General features: G+C 65.7%; 14 protein-coding genes. 9 read left to right on the plus strand and 5 right to left on the minus strand.

What is annotated here, in order from left to right:
• Positions 1-59 precede the first annotated feature (59 nt).
• Genes M3O59_RS12030 through M3O59_RS12045 form a run of 4 tightly spaced genes read right to left on the minus strand, consistent with a single transcriptional unit; the run spans position 60 to position 5192 of the window.
• Entirely contained in the window at positions 60-326 is a 267-nt protein-coding gene (locus tag M3O59_RS12030) for a hypothetical protein (RefSeq protein WP_064631034.1), read from the minus strand.
• Positions 316-2664, minus strand: a complete 2349-nt coding sequence (locus M3O59_RS12035; RefSeq protein ID WP_116906097.1) for an FdhF/YdeP family oxidoreductase — start codon at positions 2662-2664, stop codon at positions 316-318. The genes M3O59_RS12030 and M3O59_RS12035 overlap by 11 nt, the downstream gene beginning before the upstream one ends.
• Positions 2661-3506, minus strand: a complete 846-nt coding sequence (gene fdhD, locus M3O59_RS12040; protein ID WP_064631030.1) for a formate dehydrogenase accessory sulfurtransferase FdhD — start codon at positions 3504-3506, stop codon at positions 2661-2663. Before fdhD ends, M3O59_RS12035 begins: the two co-directional genes overlap by 4 nt.
• A gap of 6 nt (positions 3507-3512) precedes the next feature.
• Positions 3513-5192: an OFA family MFS transporter gene (locus tag M3O59_RS12045; RefSeq protein ID WP_064631028.1), complete on the minus strand. Its 1680-nt coding sequence runs from the start codon at positions 5190-5192 to the stop codon at positions 3513-3515.
• Positions 5193-5708: 516 nt separating this feature from the next.
• Here M3O59_RS12045 and M3O59_RS12050 point away from each other — a divergent pair.
• The 6 genes from M3O59_RS12050 to M3O59_RS12075 all read left to right on the plus strand — a co-directional run bounded on the left by M3O59_RS12050 (position 5709) and on the right by M3O59_RS12075 (position 16784).
• A complete protein-coding gene (locus M3O59_RS12050) occupies positions 5709-7061 on the plus strand; it encodes an omega-aminotransferase AptA (protein WP_249046886.1) in 1353 nt (450 codons plus the stop codon).
• Positions 7062-7203: 142 nt separating this feature from the next.
• Positions 7204-8076, plus strand: coding sequence for a plasmid replication/partition related protein (locus M3O59_RS12055; RefSeq protein WP_249045995.1), 873 nt, complete (start codon positions 7204-7206; stop codon positions 8074-8076).
• Between the two features lie 195 nt (positions 8077-8271).
• Positions 8272-9576, plus strand: coding sequence for a DUF445 domain-containing protein (locus M3O59_RS12060; protein ID WP_064631022.1), 1305 nt, complete (start codon positions 8272-8274; stop codon positions 9574-9576).
• Between the two features lie 213 nt (positions 9577-9789).
• A complete protein-coding gene (locus M3O59_RS12065; protein WP_116906102.1) occupies positions 9790-13884 on the plus strand; it encodes a response regulator in 4095 nt (1364 codons plus the stop codon).
• A gap of 34 nt (positions 13885-13918) precedes the next feature.
• Positions 13919-14905, plus strand: a complete 987-nt coding sequence (locus M3O59_RS12070) for an HD-GYP domain-containing protein (protein WP_116906103.1) — start codon at positions 13919-13921, stop codon at positions 14903-14905.
• Between the two features lie 451 nt (positions 14906-15356).
• Positions 15357-16784 (plus strand): DHA2 family efflux MFS transporter permease subunit, encoded by a 1428-nt coding sequence (locus tag M3O59_RS12075; RefSeq protein WP_064631016.1) that lies wholly within the window; start codon positions 15357-15359, stop codon positions 16782-16784.
• 115 nt (positions 16785-16899) lie between these two features.
• Here the strand turns inward: M3O59_RS12075 and M3O59_RS12080 are convergent, their stop codons facing one another.
• Complete coding sequence (locus tag M3O59_RS12080; protein ID WP_064631014.1) at positions 16900-17475, minus strand: TetR/AcrR family transcriptional regulator; 576 nt, start codon at positions 17473-17475, stop codon at positions 16900-16902.
• A 130-nt stretch (positions 17476-17605) separates the two neighbouring features.
• On the opposite strand from M3O59_RS12080, the gene M3O59_RS12085 reads away from it, so the two are divergent.
• The 3 genes from M3O59_RS12085 (at position 17606) to M3O59_RS12095 (ending at position 20684) form a co-directional block, all read left to right on the plus strand.
• The gene (locus M3O59_RS12085) at positions 17606-18688 is read left to right on the plus strand and encodes an alkene reductase (protein ID WP_116906104.1); all 1083 of its coding nucleotides are present in this window, start codon (positions 17606-17608) and stop codon (positions 18686-18688) included.
• A 50-nt stretch (positions 18689-18738) separates the two neighbouring features.
• The gene (locus M3O59_RS12090) at positions 18739-19527 is read left to right on the plus strand and encodes an SDR family NAD(P)-dependent oxidoreductase (RefSeq protein WP_116906105.1); all 789 of its coding nucleotides are present in this window, start codon (positions 18739-18741) and stop codon (positions 19525-19527) included.
• A gap of 155 nt (positions 19528-19682) precedes the next feature.
• The gene (locus tag M3O59_RS12095) at positions 19683-20684 is read left to right on the plus strand and encodes an NADP-dependent oxidoreductase (protein ID WP_064631008.1); all 1002 of its coding nucleotides are present in this window, start codon (positions 19683-19685) and stop codon (positions 20682-20684) included.
• Positions 20685-20724 lie beyond the last annotated feature (40 nt).

Below are 20724 nucleotides of genomic sequence, written 5' to 3' on the forward strand. Positions count from 1 at the left end.
CAGAGGCACGGCTCTGTCGCAGGCCCTGTTCACCAGCGGCATCGCCGGCCCGACCGGACTCACTCCGGTTCGCGCGCCCGTGGCGGCGTGGCAGCGCGTCCCACCGACGTCAGCACCGCGAATTGCCGCTCGCCACGGTCTTCCACGCGGACCCAGTCCGGGCCCGGCTGACCGTCCAGGTTTGCGTTGCCCAGCCAGGCGAGCGTGCGCAACAGCACGCTCATGCGCACGCCCAGCTGCTTGCACAGCTTGGAAAGCGACATCCCATCCGGTGCGTCCGCAAGCATGTGCAACAGCTGCACGGTGAGCTGTGGATCAGCGGACAAGCACCGCTCCAATGTCGCGCGGTGCCGCGTCGGCGGCTTCGGCACGATGCGGCAGTACGATCACCGGAATCGACTTGGAGGTCGGCGTACGCGCCTCGTCGGCGAAACTGGACAACGGTACCAGCGCGTTGGTTTCCGGGTAGTACGCAGCCAGACAGCCGCGCGGAATGTTGTAGTCCACCAGCAGGAAGCGTCGTGCCTCGCGGTGCACACCGTCCTCGCACAGGCTCTCCAGGTCCACCCAATCGCCGGCCTTCATGTTCAACGCCGCGATATCGGCGCCATTGATGAACAGCACACGGCGCTCACCGAAGACGCCGCGATAACGGTCATCCAAACCGTAGATGGTGGTGTTGTATTGATCGTGCGAACGCGTGGTGGCCAGCGTGAACACCATCTGCTCGGTGTGGCTGCGGCGCGCACGATGGATTGGATTGTCGGTGGGCACGGCGTGCGGCTTGAATACCGCGCGTTGCTCCGGCGTCACCCATTGGCGGTCGCGCGCGGTGTTGGACAGGCGAAAGCCGCCCGGCGTGCGCACGCGCTCATTGAAGCCGGCAAAGTCCGGGAATACCTGCGCAATCAGGTCGCGCACGCGGTCGTAATCGCCCACCAGCCAACGCCAGCGGATCGCACTGCGCGCACCCAACGTCGCCTCGGCCAGCCGCGCCACGATCGCCGGCTCGGACAACAAATCAGGCGAAGCCGGCGGATTGATGCCGGCCGACAGGTGCACCATGCTCATCGAATCTTCCACCGTCACGCCTTGCGAGCCGGCGTCCTGGATATCGATTTCGGTACGACCCAGGCACGGCAGGATCAAGGCATCGCGCCCGTGTACCAGATGGCTGCGATTGAGCTTGGTGGTGACGTGCACGGTGAGGTCGCAATTGCGCAGCGCGCGGTGCGTCGCGTCGGTATCCGGCGTGGCGGCGGCGAAGTTGCCGCCCATTGCGAAGAACACCTTGCCGCGCCCATCCAGCATCGCCTCGATCGCACCGACGGTATCGAAACCGTCTGCGCGCGGCGGCGCGAAACCGAACACCGACTGCAGCTTGTCCAGGAATGCGGCCGGCGGCTTTTCGTAGATCATCATCGTGCGGTCGCCCTGCACGTTGCTATGCCCGCGCACCGGGCAGACCCCCGCGCCCGGACGGCCCAGGTGGCCGCGCAATAGCAGCAAGTTGGTGATCATGTGGATGGTGGCGACCGAATGCTTGTGCTGGGTGATGCCCATGCCCCAGCAGGCGATCACGCGCTCGGCATTGAGATAGATCTCCCCGGCCTTGCGCAGCGCCGCTTCGTCCAGACCGGATTCTTCGACGATGGTGTCCCAGGCTTCCGCATGCACGTCGGCCGCGAATGCGTCGAAATTGGCCGTGTGCGCCTGGATGAAATCCAGATCCAGCAGGCGCGGCGTGCCATCGCGCTGTGCCTGCGCATCGCGCTCCAGCACATGCTTGATGATGCCTTTCACTGCGGCCAGATCGCCGCCGATCTTGAGCTGGAAATAATCCGACGCGATGCGCGTGGAGCCGTTGTGCAGCATCTCCAGCTTGTCCTGCGGATCGGCGAACTTTTCCAGCCCGCGCTCGCGCAGCGGATTGAATGCCGCAATCGCCGCACCGCGCTTGGAGGCCTGACGCAACTCGCCCAGCATGCGCGGATGGTTGGTGCCCGGGTTCTGCCCGAAGATGAAGATCGCATCGGCCAGCTCGAAGTCGTGCAACGACACCGTGCCCTTGCCCACGCCGATCTGCGAGCGCAACGCGGTGCCGGAGGGCTCGTGGCACATGTTGGAGCAATCGGGGAAGTTGTTGGTGCCGAACTCGCGCACGAACAACTGATACAAGAATGCCGCCTCGTTACTGGTGCGCCCGGAGGTGTAGAAGATCGCCTCGTCCGGCGACGCCAGCCCGTTGAGATGCCCGGCGATGTGCGCAAAGGCATCGTCCCAGCTGACCGGCACGTAGTGGTCGGTGGCCGCGTCGTAGCGCATCGGGTGGGTCAACCGGCCCTGCCCTTCCAGCCAGTAGTCGCTGTACTGCGACAACAGGCTGACGCTGTGCGAGGCGAACAGTTCCGGCCCGGCGCGGCGCGCAGTGGACTCGGCTGCCACGGCCTTGGCGCCGTTTTCGCAGAATTCGAAAGTGGACGTGTGGTCGCGGTCCGGCCAGGCGCAACCAGGGCAGTCGAAGCCGTCCGGCTGGTTGGCGTGCAGCAGCGTCTTGGCGCCCTGCACTGCGATGTCCTGTTCCATCAGATGCTTGGCCACCGAGCGCAATGCGCCCCAGCCGCCCGCGGGATTGTCGTACTGCTGGATAGTTTTCTTGCTCATGCGGGCTCTCCCACGCTAACGCCCAGATCCAGGCGCTGCGAATGGCTGTAAACAACACAATCGTGATCGCGGGCAAACCCGATCAGGGTCAGTCCCGCACTGTCGGCCAGGCTGATCGCCAGCGCGGTGGGTGCCGAAATCGCTGCGAGCAGCGGAATTCGGGCCTGCGCGGCTTTCATGGCCATTTCGTAACTGGCGCGGCTGGTGACCACCGCAAACCCGTGCGATGCATCGATGCGCGCGCGCGCCAATGCACCAATCAATTTATCCAGCGCGTTATGCCGGCCCACGTCTTCGCGGACCAGTTGCACATTGCCCTGCGCATCGGCCCAACCGGCCGCGTGCACGGCGCCGGTCTGCGCGGCGATGGGCTGGCGTGCATGCAGCGCGTCCAGCGCATGCGCCAAGGCATCCACGTCGATCTGCAGGGACGACTGCAGCACCGGCGGCACACGCAGCACCGCCTCGATGGATTCGTTGCCGCACACCCCGCAACCGCTGCGCCCGTCCAGATTGCGCCGCCGCTGATCCAACGCGGCTGCCCGCTCGGGCGGGATCTCGATCTGCAGCGAAGCACCTTCCAGAAACGTCTCCACCGCGATCACGCGCAAGTCCTGCGCGTGATCGACGATGCCTTCGCTCAACGAGAACCCGAGCGCGAAATCCTCCAGGTCCTCCGGCGTGGCCATCATCACTGCGAAGGGCACGCCGTTGTAGATGAAGGCGACCGGCATTTCGGCCGCCACCATGTCTTGCACCGTGGCGCTGCGGCCACCGCGATGGCGACGGACCGTGCGCACCACACTGCCGGGACGCACGGAACGGGAAGACGGACTGGTCATCTCATCTCAATGGAACAGCACGAAGGCTTTTTGCAGGGTGACCCAGATACCGAACAGCATCGGGATACCCACCGCCATCCAGGCGAATGCAACCAGCGCGGGATTGCCGCCATGGCCGATGCGCGCCAGTTGCTCCGGCGGCAACACGCCGTGACCGCTGCGGTCCACCTTCTCGTGCGCCAGCTGCTTTTCGCGCGCCAGTTCGTCAGGCGTCATGAAGTGACGCGCGGCCACCGGGCGCACCAACAAATTGCAGATCAGGCCGAGCACGAGCATGCCGGCGAGGATGTACATGGTGGTGTTGTAGACCTGTGACGGCGGGCTGCCGTGCGCCAGTTGGTACTCGCGCATATATCCCACCACCACCGGGCCGAGGATGCCCGCGGTGGCCCAGGCAGTCAGCAGACGGCCGTGGATGGCGCCAACCATCTGGGTTCCGAACAGATCGGCCAGATACGCCGGAATGGTGGCGAAGCCGCCGCCGTACATCGACAGGATGATGCAGAAGATGCCTGCAAACAGCGCGATGCCGCCAATGCCGCCAGCCGACGGCGCCGCTGCGTACAGGCAGATGCCCAGCACGAAGAACAGCGTGTAGGTGTTCTTGCGGCCGAGCTTGTCGGACATGCTGGCCCAGAAGAACCGGCCACCGATGTTGAACAGGCTGAGCAGACCGGTGAACCCGGCCGCAATGGCCGCGATGCTGGCCAGCTGGGTCGGATCCAGGCTGCCGAAGCCCACATCCACACCGATCAAACGGCCGCCGAATACTTCCTGCAACATCGGCGAGGACATGCCGATCACGCCGATACCGGCCGAGACGTTCAGGCACAGCACGCCCCACAGCAGCCAGAACTGCGGGATGCCCCAGACCTTGCTGACGTGCACGTGGTTGGCGGTGATCATGGCGTTGCTGCTGGCCACCGGTGCGGTCCAGCCGGCGGGGGTCCAGCCGCTCGGCGGCACGCGGTAGCCGAACGCGCCGGCCATCATGAAGACAAAGTACAGCGCCGCCATCACCAGGAAGGTTTCCATCACGCCCACCGAGGTGGGGGTGGCGAAGTGGCGCATCAGCGCATCGGCCAGCGGGCTGCCGATCATTGCGCCGCCGCCGAAGCCCATGATCGCCATGCCGGTCGCCATGCCGCGACGGTCCGGGAACCACTTGATCAGCGTCGACACCGGCGAGATGTAACCCAGGCCCAGACCGATACCACCGATCACGCCCGAGCCCAGCCACAGCATCCAGATCTGATGGAAGTGGATACCGGCTGCCGAAATCACCAGGCCGCCGCACCAGCACAGCGCCGAGACCACGCCGGCCTTGCGCGGGCCGGCGCGCTCCAGCCAGCCGCCCCAGATCGCCGCCGAACAGCCCAGCAGCACGAAGAACAGCGTGTACATCCACTGCAGTTCGCTGATCTTCCAGTCGCAGGTGGTGGCCACCATGCGCGCGAACAGGCCCATGTCGGCCGGGCACGCAATCGACTCAGTGATGCCCAACGCCTTGGACAACGGCAGCCAGAACACGCTGAAGCCGTAGGCCATGCCGATGCACAGGTGGATCGCCAATGCTGCCGGCGGGACCAACCAACGATTGAACCCCGGCCGCGCAATGATGCGCTCCTTGGACAGTAGACCGGCGTCTGCGCCGCTGGCTGTCGCCACGGTGGACCCTTGCGTCATTCTCATTTCCCCAAAAAATCAACGATGAACTGCGATAAGCACGGCTGACGGGCGTGCCGCCATGGCCTTGCGGGCGATGGCAACGTCCTGTCGGTCGTTCCGAATACGATTGACGGCTGCGATCAAACAACGCGTTGCGATATGAGCAGCGACAGCGACCAGCCCCAACCGGCGGTCGTCTGGCGCATCATCGGCGATCCCTGCCTGTTTGCAATGCTCGCGAGTGCCCCGCAGCGTTGCAACGCGCTGCCAAACCCCACGCCGCACAAGCGTTCCTTGGTGTTAGCGGCCGGGGCTGCGACTAATTGACTAGTCTGTCTGCGCTTCGCCACCCACGTCGCGAAACCGCTCCCGGCATCGGCAGCGATCGCAGGGCGGCGATACGCGCTTGCGAAGGGCCGGTGGCCGATCGCGTGGCCGGCTGACGGCCGGCACGCCATGCGCCTGCCGGCATCGAGGTGACGGCCGAGGTGCCAGCTGCGTACAGTCGGGCGATCCCGAGCGACGGAGCCTGCCATGCCCGACCACCTTCCCAGCGATGCGGCGGATGCGCTGCAGGCACCCGCGCAGCTGGACGCCTTCTGGATGCCGTTCACCGCCAACCGCCAGTTCAAGGCGCGCCCGCGCCTGCTGGCCTCGGCGCAGGGCATGTACTACCGCGATGTCGACGGCCGCCAGATCCTGGACGGCACCGCCGGCCTGTGGTGCTGCAACGCCGGCCACGGCCGCGAGCGCATCGTGGCGGCGATCCGCGCACAGGCCGGCACGCTGGATTTCGCCCCCACCTTCCAGATGGGCTCGCCGCTGCCGTTCGTGCTGGCACAGCGGCTGGCCGCGATCGCCCCGCCCGGCCTGGGCCATGTGTTCTTCACCAACTCCGGCTCGGAGGCAGTGGATAGCGCGATGAAGATCGAGCTGGCCTACCACCGCCTGCGCGGCGAGGGCCAGCGCACCCGCTTCATCGGCCGCGAGAAGGCGTATCACGGGGTCGGCTTCGGCGGCATGTCCATCGGTGGGCTGCCCAATAACCGCAAGTGGTTCGGCCCGTTGCTGGCCGGCACCGACCATCTGCGGCACACGCTGGATCTGCAGCGCAATGCGTATTCGCGCGGGCTGCCCGCGCATGGCGCGGAACTGGCCGACGATCTGGAGCGGCTGATCACCCTGCACGATGCGTCCACGATCGCCGCGGTTTTTGTCGAACCGGTCTCCGGTTCGGCCGGCGTGATCCTGCCGCCGGAGGGCTACCTGCAGCGGTTGCGCGCCATCTGCGACCGCCACGGCATCGTGCTGGTGTTCGACGAGGTCATCACCGGCTTCGGCCGGGTCGGCGAGGCGTTTGCCGCGCAGCGCTTCGGCGTCACTCCCGACATCATCACCGCCGCCAAGGGGCTGACCAGCGGCACCGTGCCGATGGGCGCGGTGCTGGTGGCCGATGCGATCTTTGATGCCTTCATGCACGGGCCGCAGAACGCGATCGAACTGTTTCACGGCTACACCTATTCCGGCCACCCGCTGGCCTGCGCGGCGGCGATCGCCACCCTGGATACCTATGCCGAGGAAGACCTGTTCACGCGTGCGATCACGCTCGGCCCGCAGTGGGAAGACGCCCTGCACGGCTTGCGCGGGCTGCCGCATGTGATCGACATCCGCAACATCGGCCTGATCGGTGCGATCGAACTGGCGCCGCGCGACGGTGCACCGGGCGCGCGCGGTTTCGAGGTGTTCGAGCGCGGCTTCCACGAAAGCGGCCTGTTGGTGCGCGTTACCGGCGATGTCATCGCGCTGTCGCCGCCACTGATCGTCACGCCGGAGCAGATCGGGCAGATGGTGGAGATACTGGGCACGATTCTGCGCCAGGTGGCATAAGCGCAGCAGGCGAAACCCGGGACCGCCATCTCCGCTGGCCGACGGGCGCCCGCGTGTCACGCGCGCGGGCGCCACGTCAAGCGCGCAAAGCGGCGGCAGGCTCACTACAATGCCCGCCCCGTATACCCCCAGCAGTTGCCGCATGAACATCGTTGTCAAAGAAGAACTCAAGGCCTATATCGACCCGCTGACCCCCGACGAGCACGAGGCGCTGGAACGCAGCCTGCTGGCCGAAGGCTGCCGCGATGCCTTGGTGTTGTGGGGCGATGTGCTGGTGGATGGCCACAACCGTTACGGCATCTGCCAGAAGCACGACCTGCCGTTCCAGACCGTGCAGAACCCGCGCTTTCAGTCGATGCAGGATGTGCAGTTGTGGATGATCGAGCAGCACCTGGGCCGGCGCAGCGTGTCCGACTTCCAGCGCGGCGTGCTGGCACTGCGCAAGCGCGAAATCCTGGCCGCACGCCAGCGTTCCCAGCGCGATGCCGATGCCGCTGCCGAAGCACCGCCGGCGGACGACGTGCACGCAGACGGCAGCAGCGATGACGGCGCCCTGCGCGACAACAGCACCGCACCGGCAGCCGGCGATAGCGACAGCCCGCCGTGGGAGGAGACCTCCACCCCGGTGAGCCGCGCCGAACTGGCACGCGAGGCGCGCCTGAGCAGTAACCAGGTGGTGATGATCGAGCGCATCCACAAACAGGCCGCCCCGGAAGTGGTGCAGGCGGTGAAGGCCGGCGAGATTTCGATCAGCGCCGCCGCCGCGGTAGCCACGCTGTCCGAAGACGAACAACGCGCAGCCGCGCAGGCCGGCAAGGCCGAGCTCAAGCAGGCCGCCAAACGCGTGCGCGATGCCAAGCGCAAACCCAAGCCCGACGAGGCCGAAGGCGGCGAAGCCGAACGCCGCGACGTCAAGGCCTTGCAGCGCCGCGTCACCGAACTGGAAAACGAAAACGCCGCATTGCAGGCCAAGGTCGCCGCATTGCAATCGCAGCTGGAGCGCCTGCGCGGCTGAGTGCGCGACCGATGGAACGCCTGATCCGGGTTGCCCTGCGTAGGAGCGCCCTTGGGCGCGATGACGCATTCCCAGTAACGCCCAATCGCGCCCAAGGGCGCTCCTACGTGCAGGGAGAGGGATCGCGCCAGGTGACGGCGGTATGGCGTGTGGTCGTGGACATGCCCTGGTCAGACGACTGAGTACACTTCAGTCATGGAACCCAGTCTCAGCACTCCCCGCCCCATCGATCCCCGTCGTGCCCAGCTGCAGCGCATGAAGCTGTTGGCGGTGGCCTTGCTGCTAGCGATGTTCGCCGGCTTTGTCGTCAGCCACCTGATGGGCGAACACGGCATCTGGGCCTGGGTGTCGGCCTTCTGCGAAGCCGCCACAGTGGGCGCACTGGCCGACTGGTTCGCGGTGGTGGCCTTGTTCCGCCGCCCGATGGGCCTGCCGATTCCGCATACCGCCATCCTGCCGCGCGGCAAGGACCGGCTGGCCGACGGCCTCGCCGTCTTCGTGCGCGACCAGTTCCTCGCCCCCGATGCCTTGATGGAAAAGCTGCGCGTCTTCGACCCGGCCAGCCGCCTGGGCGATTGGCTGGCCAAGCCCGAACAGGCGCGCATGCTGGCGCAGATGGCACGCAGCTGGATGCTGCAGGCGCTGGAGCTGCTCGACGAAGCGGCAGTGCGGCGCGCCATTCAAGGCTTTGTGGTCGACCGCCTGCGCAAATGGAATGCCGCCGCCACGGTCGGCGATGTCATGGCCCTGCTCACCACCGACGGGCGCCATCAGAAATTGCTGGACGAAGTGTTGCTGCGGCTGGGCGAATGGCTGGATCAGGAACAGGTCAAGACGCGCGCCTCTGCCTTGATCGTGCGATACGCGCGGCGCGAGTGGCCCAAGCTGGTCGGCACCGTGAACTGGGTCAAGCCGATCGAGGAGATCGGCGACAGCCTGGCCGACCGCATGGCGCGCGCGGCGATCGAAGAACTGCAGGACATCCTCAAGACGCCAGAGCACCCAATCAGGCTCGACTATGAGGCGTGGTTGCAGCGCTACATCACGCGCTTGCGCGACGAGCCGGAGATGGCCGTACGCGTGGAAGAACTCAAGCAACGCGCGATCGAACACCCGGCACTGCAGGAATATGTGCAAGGCCTATGGGGCGAAATCCGCGACGCACTGCGCAACGATCTGGCGCGCGAGCAGTCCTCGATGGCCGCGCATATGGAGCGCTCGATGCAATCGCTCGGCCAGGCCCTGTCGCAGGATCCCTCGCTGCGTGAAGCGCTCAATCAACATATGTTGCAGGCCGCCGACAAACTCACCACGCGCTTGCGCACATCGGTGACCGAACATATTGCCTCGACGATGAAAAGTTGGGACGAACGTCACCTCGTCGAACAATTGGAATTGGGTGTCGGGCGCGATCTGCAATACATTCGCTTCAATGGAACGTTGGTTGGTGGATTGATCGGGCTCATCCTTCACGCGTTGTCGATCTGGCTCTCGTTCTGATGCAATGCAAGCGTTGATCGCCCACCGGGATCACGCGCAGGCTTAACGCGGCGAACAGAACGTACGAGCGGTCGTCAGGCGGTGAGCGCAGTCGTTGTTGTTCCGCGCTCAGGGGACTGCACGCAGCTGGATCATCGTCAGGCGGTACCACGAGGTCGACGTGTCGGTCGGCCAGCACACTGGGCATGCAACAGGCAGGGCGAAGGAACGAATATGCCGAAGGGCCGCTGGGATCTGCGCAGGCAATACGGGCGTCGCGCATTCTTTGGTGCACTGCTGATCCTGATCGCCGGTCTGGTTGCCGCCATCGTTACCGGCGTGTGGCTGCAACGGCATAACGAGCTCGAGCGCGAGCAACGCTTTCAATATGTGGTGCGTACGCTGGCACGCAATATCAGCGAGCGCATGTATACCTTCGAACACGGCTTGCGCGGCGCACGCGGTGCGGTGATCGGCGCGGGCAGCGGCATCATCAGTCGAGAACGCTTCACCTTGTACAGCCGCTCGCGGGATTATGCGCGCGAGTTTCCCGGCGTGCTGGGTTACGGCTACATCCACCGCGTCGCACCCGCCGACGAAGCGGCGTTTCTGCAGGAAGCGCGCGCCGACGGCGCGCCGGACATCCATCGCCGGCCGTTGGCGCCGTGGGATGGCGAGCGCTACATGGTGTTGTATTTCGAACCGGAATCCTCGGGCAACCGTCCGCTCGGCATCGACATCGCGTCCGAGCCGCGCCGGCGCGCTGCCGCCTTGCAGGCCTCGCGCAGCGGCGAGCCGATCATGACCTCGCCGATCTCGCTGTCCGGTTACCGCGTCCCCACCGAAAGCGGATTCCTGGTGCTGCTGGCGGTCTATCACGAAGGCATGCCGTTGCAGACGCCGCAACAACGCATGGTTGCCACCAGTGGCTGGGTGTATGCCCCCTTCAGCGTCGAACAGATGGTGCAAAGCGCACTGGGCGAACGCGACGATGTGGCGCTGGATCTGTCCGACCGCAACGAGCCGACCCATAACTTCTATCGCAGCGGCATACCCGCCAGCGACAGCGCGCTGCGTCCGCCGGTGGTGCAGCTGCTGCCGATCTACGGCCGCACCTGGGTCATCACCGCCCACCCCACCGCCAGCTTTGTCGCCTCGCTCAACCAGAGTTCGCCCTGGCTGATCGGCGGGCTGGTGATGAGCGCATCGGTGCTGTTCGCCGCCTTGCTGGTGCTGTATTTCAGCAATGGCCTGCGCCGCGAAGAAGTGCTGCGCAAGCAGATGGAGCTGGCCGCGCTGGTCAGCCATTCCAGCGAAGCCATCGTTGCCGAAACTCCGGACGGGCGCATCACCCACTGGAACCCCGCTGCCGGGGCGATGTTCGGCTACAGCGCCGAAGAGGCCATCGGTCAGGACCTGACCATGCTGCTGTCGCCGCAGCCGTATGCAATGCCGGACATCGACCCTGTCGACGCTGCGCATCCGGGCAATGCATCGGCGGCGCAGAGCATGCGCCATCGCGACGGGCATCAGGTGCATGTGCTGGCCAGCAAGGCGCCGATCATCGAAAGCGAAGGCACGCTCAGCGGGCATTCGCATTTCTTCCGCGACATCTCCGATCGCGTGCGCTCGCACCAACGCATCATCGATCTAAACGCCTCGCTCGAACATCAGGTGGCCGAGCGCACCAGCGAGCTGGTGAAGTTTTCGGTGCTGCAACGCGCGATCCTGGCGCACGCCGGTTATGCCATCATCGCCACCGACTCCAGCGGCTTCGTCACGCTGTTCAATCCGGCGGCGGAAAAACTGCTGGGCTACAACGCGGCAGAGGTGATCGGCCGGCGCAAGGCCAGCCAGTTCATCGAGCCGGAAGAACTGCAGGAGCGTGCGCACATGCTCGCCGACCAGACCGGCACGCCGGTGGCGCCCACGCTGGAAGCGGTGGCTGCGCTCACCAGCCTGGGCCGCAGCGACACCAGCGAGTGGACCTACGTCAGCCACGACGGGCGGCGGCTGCCGGTGCTGCTGACCTTGAGCACCCTGCGCGACGACCACGACCAGGTGATCGGCTACCTGGGCGTGGCGGTGGATCTCACCGAGCAAAAACTGCACGAAAAACAGCTGCGTCTGGCAATGGATGCGGCCAAGAGCGCCAACCAGTCCAAGTCCGATTTCCTGGCCAACATGAGCCACGAAATCCGCACGCCCATGAATGCCATCCTGGGCATGCTGTACCTGCTGCAGCGCAGCGAGCTGCCCGGCGCCGCGCAGGACATGGTCACCAAGATCGATCGCTCCGCCCGCACGCTGCTGGAAATCATCAACGACATCCTGGACTTCTCCAAGATCGAAGCCGGGCGCATCGATCTGGAACGCGCCCCGTTCGATCTCAACCAGCTGTTCGACAACATCGCCGACCTGATGCGTTCCTCGCTCAGCGCCAAGCCGGTGGAAATGATCGTCGAGCCGTTGCCGCGCGACAGCCGTTGGCTGCTCGGCGATGCGCTGCGCATCAATCAGGTGCTGGTCAATCTGGTCGGCAACGCGATCAAGTTCACCGAACAGGGCGAAGTGGTGCTGTCGGTACGGCGCTTCCCCAGCGGCGACCCCAACAAGCTCAAGCTGCTGTTTTCGGTGCGCGATACCGGCATTGGCATTTCCAAGGAAAAGCAGAGCCTGATCTTTTCGCCGTTCCTGCAAGCCGATACCTCCACCAGCCGGCGTTATGGCGGCAGCGGCCTGGGGCTGACCATCAGCCGGCGCCTGATCGAATTGATGGGCGGCGAGCTGGAAGTGGAAAGCGTGCCCGGCCGCGGCAGCGAATTCTATTTCGTGATCACGCTGGAAAAATCCGCACCGCCGCAAACCCAGCGCGATTTGCCGGCATTGCCGCCGGAAGCGATGCCGCGCGTATTGATTGCCGACGACCACGATGCGGCGCTCAACAATCTGGTGCGCATCGCCACCGAACTTGGCTGGCGCGTGGATGCGGTGGCCAGCGGGCAGGCCGCACTGCAGGCGATAGAGCAGGCCAGCGAGCCCTACGATGTTTTCCTGCTCGACTGGCGCATGCCCGATATCGACGGGGTGGCCATTGCGCGCGAGATTCGTGCGCGCGCCGTGCCGGGCCCGCATCCGGTGATCGTGATGGTCACCGCCTACGAGCGCCGCCTGCTGGAACAGCACCCCGAGCAACAGGACCTGGATGCGGTGATGACCAAGCCGGTGACCGGCGCGGCGCTGCACCGGTTGGTCGAACAACTGGTGGACCAGCGCCCCGGCGCCCGCCCGGCCACGCCCACGTTCGTTGCGCGCCGCCTGGAAGGCGCGCACCTGTTGCTGGTGGACGACAGCGAAATCAATTGCGAAGTGGCGCAGCGCATTCTCGAAGGCGAAGGCGCCACGGTCACCGTCGCCCACGATGGCGAACAGGCGGTGAGCACGCTCAGGCGCGCGCCCACCCTGTTTCATCTGGTGTTGATGGATGTGCAGATGCCGGTGGTGGACGGTTACGAGGCGACCCGCCGGCTGCGCCAGATCCCGGCCCTGGCCAGTTTGCCGGTGATCGCACTGACTGCCGGCGCGTTCCGCCCGCAACAGGAAAAGGCGCTGGAAGCCGGCATGAATGGCTTTATCGCCAAGCCGTTCAACGTCGAAGAATTGGTCACTGCCATTCGTCACTTTCTGCAGCCGGGCATACGGCGGATCCCATCGCTGCCGCATGAAACAGAGGCGCACGCCGGCCCCGAGTGGGAGCACAGCGACCCCGAACTGCTGGACGCTGCGCGCGCGCGCAGCCTGTGGCGCGAACGCGAGCCATATGCGCGTTATCTGATCAAGCTGCTGCGCGACAACCCCGACCCTGCGGAAGTGGCTGCGGAACATCTGCGCCGCAACGAACTGCCGGCCATCGGCGCAATGGCGCACAAACTGCGTGGCGCGGCCGGCTCGCTCGCGCTGCCGGCGCTGGCCGGTGCTGCCGGCGATCTGGAAATGCGTATCGACGAAGGGCACGACATCACCGCCTCGCTGATCGCGTTGAAGGACATCATGCAGCGCACCGCCGAAGCGATCCGCGCGTTCCTGCAAGACAGCGACAGCGAGAGTGTTGCCGATGACGATGGCGTGGCACTGGATGCAGACAGCGTGCAGATCCTGACATCGGCCTTTGCCAGCGACGATGCAGACCAGATCGACCACGCGCTGCTGATCTGCGCGCCACGTTTACCGCGCACGTTGCAGGAAGCACTGCAGCGCGCGGTCGAAGATTTCGACTTCCGTCGCGCCGAAACCACGTTGCGCGAGTGGCAAACCACCCACCTGCACTGACCGCGCTCACCGAGCCGCTTGGCAAGGATCGACCATGCCGTCCCGTCCCCTGCTGTGTGTCGACGACGAATCCAGCAACCTGGCGACGCTGCGCCAGCTGCTGCGCGACGACTTCGCGCTGGTGTTCGCCAAATCCGGCGGTGAAGCCCTGGATGCGGTGACCCGCCACACGCCCAAGCTGATCCTGCTGGATGTCGAATTGCCGGACATGGACGGCTATGCGGTGGCGCGCACGCTCAAGCAGCTGCCGTCCAGCAACGCCATCCCGATCCTGTTCGTGACCTCGCGCAACAGCGAGCACGACGAACGTCTCGGGCTGGAAGCGGGCGCGGCCGATTACGTCAGCAAGCCCTACTCGCCTGCGCTGCTCAAGGCACGCATCGCCACGCAGTTGAAGCTGGCCGAAAATGCGCGGCTGGCCCAGCAGTACCGCGACGCGATCCATCTACTCGGCACCGCCGGCCAGGGCCAGGACGCCGACACCGGCGCGCATATCTGGCGGATGGCGGTGTATGCGCGGGTCCTGGCCGAGACGATGGGCTGGTCGCCGCAGCAGGCGCAGACCCTGCAGGACGCCGCCCCGCTGCACGACGCCGGCAAGATCGCGGTACCCGGCAGCATCCTGCACAAGCCCGATTCACTGGACGAACACGAACGCTCGGTGGTGCGCCAGCATCCGCAGGCGGGCCACGACCTGCTGCGCCACGGCCGCGGCCCGGTGTTTCAGCTGGCCGCGGAAATCGCGCTGCATCATCACGAATGCTGGGACGGCAGCGGGTATCCCAAGGGATTGGCAGGCGATGCCATTCCCGAATCCGCACGCATCGTGGCGGTGGCCGACGTGTTCGACGCACTGTGCGGGCGGCGCGCCTACAAGGCGCCATGGACGGTGGAAGACGCCATGCGCAAGTTGGAGAGCATGGCAGGCAAGCAACTGGAACCGCGGCTGGTGCACCATTTCCGCGAGGCATTGCCGCAGATCCTGCAAATCAAGGACGCCTGGGACAGCCCGGCGGCATAGCGCTGATTCGGGTAGCTAAGACAACCGCCCCTGCGCGATGTCAGGGTTGGCTTTCTTCCGCCGTACCCTCACCCCAACCCCTCTCCCGCCGGGAGAGGGGCTCTGGATCCTTCTCCCATCGGGAGAAGGTGGCGCGCAGCGCCGGATGAGGGTACGGGCAGCTCTGGGACGACCAGCCGACTAACCACCACTTCGCGCGTCCTATATCGCCATCGCGCGCTTCTACGTCACCACCAGCCGCCTTAGCCGCCAACCGCTGCATCAACGCCACCGCCCAATATCAAAACCACCGCGTCTGCATCGACAAGCACGCACTGTTACTCAGGTGCGCTTGAACCCCGCACCGTAGCAGCGGACAATTATCCATGTTGCGCCGCACATCATCGTGCGACGCGGGCCGATCCGGACGCCCCACTGGCGCCGTCGATGCAGCCCCGCAACCGAGAGTCCGATGCCTTCCAGCGTGTCCGACGCCGGCGTTACCCCGCCGCGTTATCCCGACTACCGCATTATTTCGCTGATCCTGGCCTGCGCCATTTTCATGGAGCAGATGGATGCCACCGTGCTGGCGACCGCGCTGCCTACACTGGCGCGCGACTTCGGCGTGGCCGCGCCGGCCATGAGCATTGCCATGACCAGCTACCTGCTGGCGCTGGCGGTGCTGATCCCGGCCAGCGGCGCGATTGCCGACCGCTTCGGCCTGCGCCGTGTGTTCGGCGCCTCGATCTGGGTGTTCGTCGCCGGCTCGATCCTGTGTTCGCTGGCCGACAGCCTGCCCACCATGGTGGCCGCACGCGTGCTGCAAGGCGCTGGCGGCGCGATGATGGCCCCGCTGGGCCGGCTGATCCTGCTGCGCACGGTGGAGCGCCGCCATCTGGTCTCTGCGATGGCCTGGACGCTGGTGCCCGCCTTCATCGGCCCGATGCTCGGCCCACCACTGGGCGGCTTTTTCGTCTCGTATCTGGACTGGCGCTGGATCTTCTACATCAACGTGCCGATCGGCATCGCCGGCTTCCTGTTGGTGCGCCGGTTCATCCCCGACATTCCCGCCGAGGCTGCGCCAACACGTTTCGACCTGCGCGGCTTCGTGCTGTGCGGCGTGGCGCTGGGCTGCCTGTTGTTCGGCCTGGAAATGGTCAGCCAGGAAAGTGGCATCGGCATGGCCAGTTGGTTGTTGGCCACCGGCGCGGCCGCTGCACTGGGCTATCTGTGGCATGCGCGCTACCACCCGGCCGCGTTGCTGGACCTGAGCTTGCTGCGCATCGATTCGTTCCGGCTGTCGGTGATTGGCGGCGCGCTGATGCGCATCACCCAGGGCGCGCAGCCATTTCTGCTGCCGTTGCTGTTCCAGATCGGCTTCGGCATGAGCGCTGCGCACAGTGGGCGTCTGATCCTGGCCACCGCACTGGGCGCGCTGCTGATGCGCAGCATCACCCCGCAGCTGCTGCGCCGTTTCGGCTACCGCAACAGCCTGATCGGCAATGGCGTGCTGGCCAGCCTGGGCTATATGGTGTGCGCGCTGTTCCGTCCCGATTGGCCCCTGGCGCTGATGTTCGGGCTGCTGTTGTGCTGCGGCGCCTTCATGTCGTTCCAGTTCGCCGCCTACAACACCATTGCCTACGAAAACGTGCCCCGCGCGCGCATGAGCCGCGCCAGCAGCCTGTACACCACCCTGCAGCAGCTGATGCTCTCGGTGGGCGTGTGTGCCGGCGCGATGATCCTCAAACTGGCCATGCTGGCCGGCGACCACACCCAACCGGCGCAACGCGATTTTTCGCTGGCGTTCTGCGTGGTCAGCCTGATCTCGCTCAGCGCCACCTGGTGGCATGTGCGCTTCGACAAGGATGCCGGGCAGGAAATGAGCGGGCATCGGGCTTAGAGCGTGTTGCGATCAGCGATAAGCACGGCAGCACCTCAGCAGGTATCGTGATGTAGCGCGTCGCCGTTGCGCGGCGCAAACCGTCGCCTTGCGTGACTCATCCCTCGTGCATCGGTCAATTGGATGGCTGCAACGACGACAGGATCTGCTCACGACACACCGCGATGATTTCGTCGGCCAGCGGCGAATCGTTCGGGCACGACCGCGACAACACGATCGCGCCGATGGCGTGCGCCATGATGTCCAGGTTGCTGGCGCGCTCATGCGCGGCCTCGGCGGTGCCGGGCGCTGCGCCGCTACGGTCGAGCGCAGTCAACACGTTCTCCACCCCCACCGCAAACGCCTCGCGCACTTCTTCCGGCTGACGCGCGGCATCGGCGCCGAGCGCGGCCATCGTGCAACCGGTGGCAGGGCTGTCGCGGTGTCCGCGGGACAGATAGAAATTGACGAAATCCGCCTTGTCCACGTGCGCGCTCTGCGCAGCGATGTTGGCCAGGCCACAGGCTGCCGACTCGGCCATCAGATCCGCCTTGGAGCGGAACTGCTTGTAGAACCCGCCATGGGTGAAGCCTGCGGCGGCCATCAGATCGGCAATGCCGATGCCGTCGTATCCGCGCTCGCGAAACAGCACCGATGCCGTTTCGACGACATGCGCCCGGTTGGCCTGGGCCTGGGCCTTGGTCACTTTCATCGTGGGGTCACTCTGTGGGGATGCGGGACTGGGGAGCCTGAAAGATACATTGATGTCGACCGTAATCAACATGTTGACATGTTAGATTTTGGTCGTAATCTTTGCCAACCTTTCCGTCTGAGCACCGCCAATGACCCGCTCTTCGCTGTTCGAACCCTATGCCCTGGGCACCCTGACGCTGGCCAATCGCGTCGTGATGGCCCCGCTGACCCGCAACCGGGCCGGCGCCGGCCTGGTGCCCAGCGCGCTGGCCGCCGCCTATTACGCCCAGCGTGCGTCGGCCGGCCTGATCATCACCGAGGCCACGCAAATCTCGCCGCAAGCGCAGGGCTATCAGGACACCCCCGGCCTGTACACGCCCGAGCAGATCGCCGGCTGGCGCGCGGTCACCAACGCGGTGCATGCCAGGGGCGGGCGCATCTTCGTGCAGCTGTGGCATGTGGGCCGGGTCTCGCACGTGGACCTGCAGCCAGGCGGCGCCGCACCGGTTGCGCCCTCGGCAATCCGCGCAGCGGCCAAGGTGTTCGTCAACAACGGCTTTGCCGATGTCTCCGAGCCACGCGCGCTGGAACTGGACGAATTGCCCGGCATCGTCGATGACTTCCGCCAGACCGCCGCCAATGCGATTGCCGCCGGCTTCGACGGCGTCGAAATCCACGCCGCCAACGGCTACCTGCTGGAGCAGTTCATCAAGGACGGTGCCAACCAGCGCAACGATGCCTACGGCGGCTCGATCGAAAATCGTGCACGTCTGTTGCTGGAGGTTGTCGCTGCGGTGGCCAAGGAAATCGGCGCCGAGCGTACCGGCGTGCGCATCTCGCCGGTGTCGCCGGCAAGCGGCATCTCCGGCAGCGACCCGCAGCCGCAATACGATTACATCGCCGAGCAACTCGACGCCCTGGGCATCGTGTATCTGCATGTGGTCGAAGGCGCGACCGGTGGCCCGCGCGATTTCGCCGCGTTCGACTACGACGCGTTACGCAGCCGGTTCACGCGCACCTACCTGGCCAACAACGGTTACGACCAGCCGCTGGCCACCACCCAACTCAGCGAGGGCAAGGCCGACCTGTTCGCGTTCGGCCGCGCCTTCATCAGCAACCCGGATCTGGTCGAACGCCTGCAACGTGGCGCGCCGCTGGCACCGCTGAATCCGGCCACGCTCTACGGCGGCGGTGCCGAGGGCTACACCGATTACCCGACCGTCTCCGGCTAATGCGTCCTGCCAACGCCATTCGCCACACCTTCTGAACTCAGGAATCCACCATGACCACGCTTCCCACTGTCCTCATCACTGGCGCATCCACCGGGATCGGTGCCGTCTACGCCGAACGCTTCGCGCAACGCGGCCACAACCTCGTGCTGGTCGCCCGCGACAAGGCACGCCTGGATGCTCTTGCGGCGCGCCTGCAGAACGCACACGGCATCAGTGTCGATGTACTGCAGGCCGACCTCACCCAGCATGCCGATGTCGGCCAGGTCGAAGCGCGTCTGCGCGACGATGCGCAGATCGGCGTGCTGATCAACAACGCCGGCATCGCCCAGTCCGGCGGCATCCTGGAGCAGAACGCCGACACGATCGAACGCCTGGTCGCGCTCAATATCACCGCCCTGACGCGCCTTTCCGCTGCTGTCGCCCCGCGCTTTGCGCAGTCCGGTAGCGGCGCAATCGTCAACCTCGGCTCGGTGGTGGGCTTGGCTCCCGAATTCGGCATGAGCGTGTATGGCGCCACCAAGGCCTTCGTGCTGTTCCTGTCGCAGGGCCTGCACCTGGAGCTTGGCGCCAAGGGCGTGTACGTGCAGGCAGTGCTGCCGGCCGGTACGCGCACCGAGATCTGGGAGCGTGCAGGGATCGACATCAACACGCTCAGCGACCTGATGGATGTCGGCGAACTGGTCGACGCTGCACTGGTCGGCTTCGATCGTCGCGAGCTGGTGACCATTCCGCCGCTGCATGTGGCCGAGCGTTGGGATGCACTGGATGGCGCACGCCAGGGCTTGTTGTCCGATCTGCGGCAGGCGACCGCGGCGCAGCGCTACCAGCTACGCAACTGACGATTCACGCCGGTGCCCTGCCCGCGGCAGTCGGCAAGGCGACTGCCGCGGGCGCGTGGGTGAGGCGTGATGCGCGAACGCAACAGGTGACGGCTACGGGACGCGTACAGCACCCGGCCACGCCTACCCAACGACAGGATTGGACTTCCAACCACATGAAAGCGCTCACCTTCCAGCGTTATGGCAAATCGCCCGGAGTCGGTTTTTCCGAGCTGCCACAGCCGGCCTTGAAACCCGACGAAATACTGGTCGAAGTGCACGCGGCATCGGTCAACCCGATCGACAACATGGTCATGACCGGAATATTCAAACCGGTGCTCGAGTTCGACCTGCCTGCCACGCTGGGCAGCGATCTGGCAGGCATCGTCGCCGAGGTCGGCAGCGGCGTCACCCGCTTCAAGAAAGGCGATGCCGTGTTTGCCAGCGTGTTCGATCTGGGCACCGGCTCGCTCGCCGAATTTGCGGTGGTACCCGAAAGCGCCGCCGCGCTGAAACCGGCGAACCTGGATTTCGTCCAGGCCGCGTCCATTCCCATGGTCGGGCTCACCTCCTGGCAAGCGCTGACCGAGCGCGCCGGGCTGCAGCGCGGCCAGAAGGTCTTCATTCCCGCCGGCTCCGGCGGCATCGGCACCTTCGCCATCCAGCTCGCAAAGCAGATCGGCGCGCACGTAGGAACCACCACCAGTACCGGCAACGTGCAACTGGTGCGCGCCCTGGGCGCTGATGATGTGGTCGATTACAAGACCCAGGAATTCGAAAACGTGCTGCGCGGCTACGACGTAGTGCTGGGCACAACCAAGGGCGATGCACTGGAAAAATCTGTCGGCATTCTCAGGGCCGGCGGCAAGATCGTCTCGCTCGTCGGGCCGCTGGATGCGGCCTTCGCCCGTGCCCGGCGCTTGAACGGTCTGCTGACGCTGGTGTTCGGGCTGATGAGCCGCAAGATCAAACGCCTGGCCAAAAAGCGCGACGTGTCCTACGCATTTCTGTTCGTTCGCCCGGACGGCGCGCAACTGGCCAAACTCGGCGAACTGCTCGAAGCCGGACGCATCCGCCCGGTCATCGACACGGTGTTCCCGTTCGAGCAGGCAGCGCAGGCGTTGGAGTATCTGGCCAAGGGGCGCGCAAAAGGCAAGGTGGTCGTCAAGATGAGATGAGCCCTACGCGTTCGTGTCAGCAGTCTCGGCAGCGCGTCGG

The organism is Xanthomonas nasturtii, from assembly GCF_023337365.3.
Classification (GTDB): domain Bacteria; phylum Pseudomonadota; class Gammaproteobacteria; order Xanthomonadales; family Xanthomonadaceae; genus Xanthomonas; species Xanthomonas nasturtii.

Coding starts and splice junctions, on each gene's coding strand:
- M3O59_RS12035 (WP_116906097.1), bottom strand. CDS start 2,664: ATGAGCAAGAAAACTATCCAGCAGTACGACAATCCCGCGGGCGGCTGG.
- fdhD (WP_064631030.1), bottom strand. CDS start 3,506: ATGACCAGTCCGTCTTCCCGTTCCGTGCGTCCCGGCAGTGTGGTGCGC.
- M3O59_RS12045 (WP_064631028.1), bottom strand. CDS start 5,192: ATGACGCAAGGGTCCACCGTGGCGACAGCCAGCGGCGCAGACGCCGGT.
- M3O59_RS12050 (WP_249046886.1), top strand. CDS start 5,709: ATGCCCGACCACCTTCCCAGCGATGCGGCGGATGCGCTGCAGGCACCC.
- M3O59_RS12055 (WP_249045995.1), top strand. CDS start 7,204: ATGAACATCGTTGTCAAAGAAGAACTCAAGGCCTATATCGACCCGCTG.
- M3O59_RS12060 (WP_064631022.1), top strand. CDS start 8,272: ATGGAACCCAGTCTCAGCACTCCCCGCCCCATCGATCCCCGTCGTGCC.
- M3O59_RS12065 (WP_116906102.1), top strand. CDS start 9,790: ATGCCGAAGGGCCGCTGGGATCTGCGCAGGCAATACGGGCGTCGCGCA.
- M3O59_RS12070 (WP_116906103.1), top strand. CDS start 13,919: ATGCCGTCCCGTCCCCTGCTGTGTGTCGACGACGAATCCAGCAACCTG.
- M3O59_RS12075 (WP_064631016.1), top strand. CDS start 15,357: ATGCCTTCCAGCGTGTCCGACGCCGGCGTTACCCCGCCGCGTTATCCC.
- M3O59_RS12080 (WP_064631014.1), bottom strand. CDS start 17,475: ATGAAAGTGACCAAGGCCCAGGCCCAGGCCAACCGGGCGCATGTCGTC.
- M3O59_RS12085 (WP_116906104.1), top strand. CDS start 17,606: ATGACCCGCTCTTCGCTGTTCGAACCCTATGCCCTGGGCACCCTGACG.
- M3O59_RS12090 (WP_116906105.1), top strand. CDS start 18,739: ATGACCACGCTTCCCACTGTCCTCATCACTGGCGCATCCACCGGGATC.
- M3O59_RS12095 (WP_064631008.1), top strand. CDS start 19,683: ATGAAAGCGCTCACCTTCCAGCGTTATGGCAAATCGCCCGGAGTCGGT.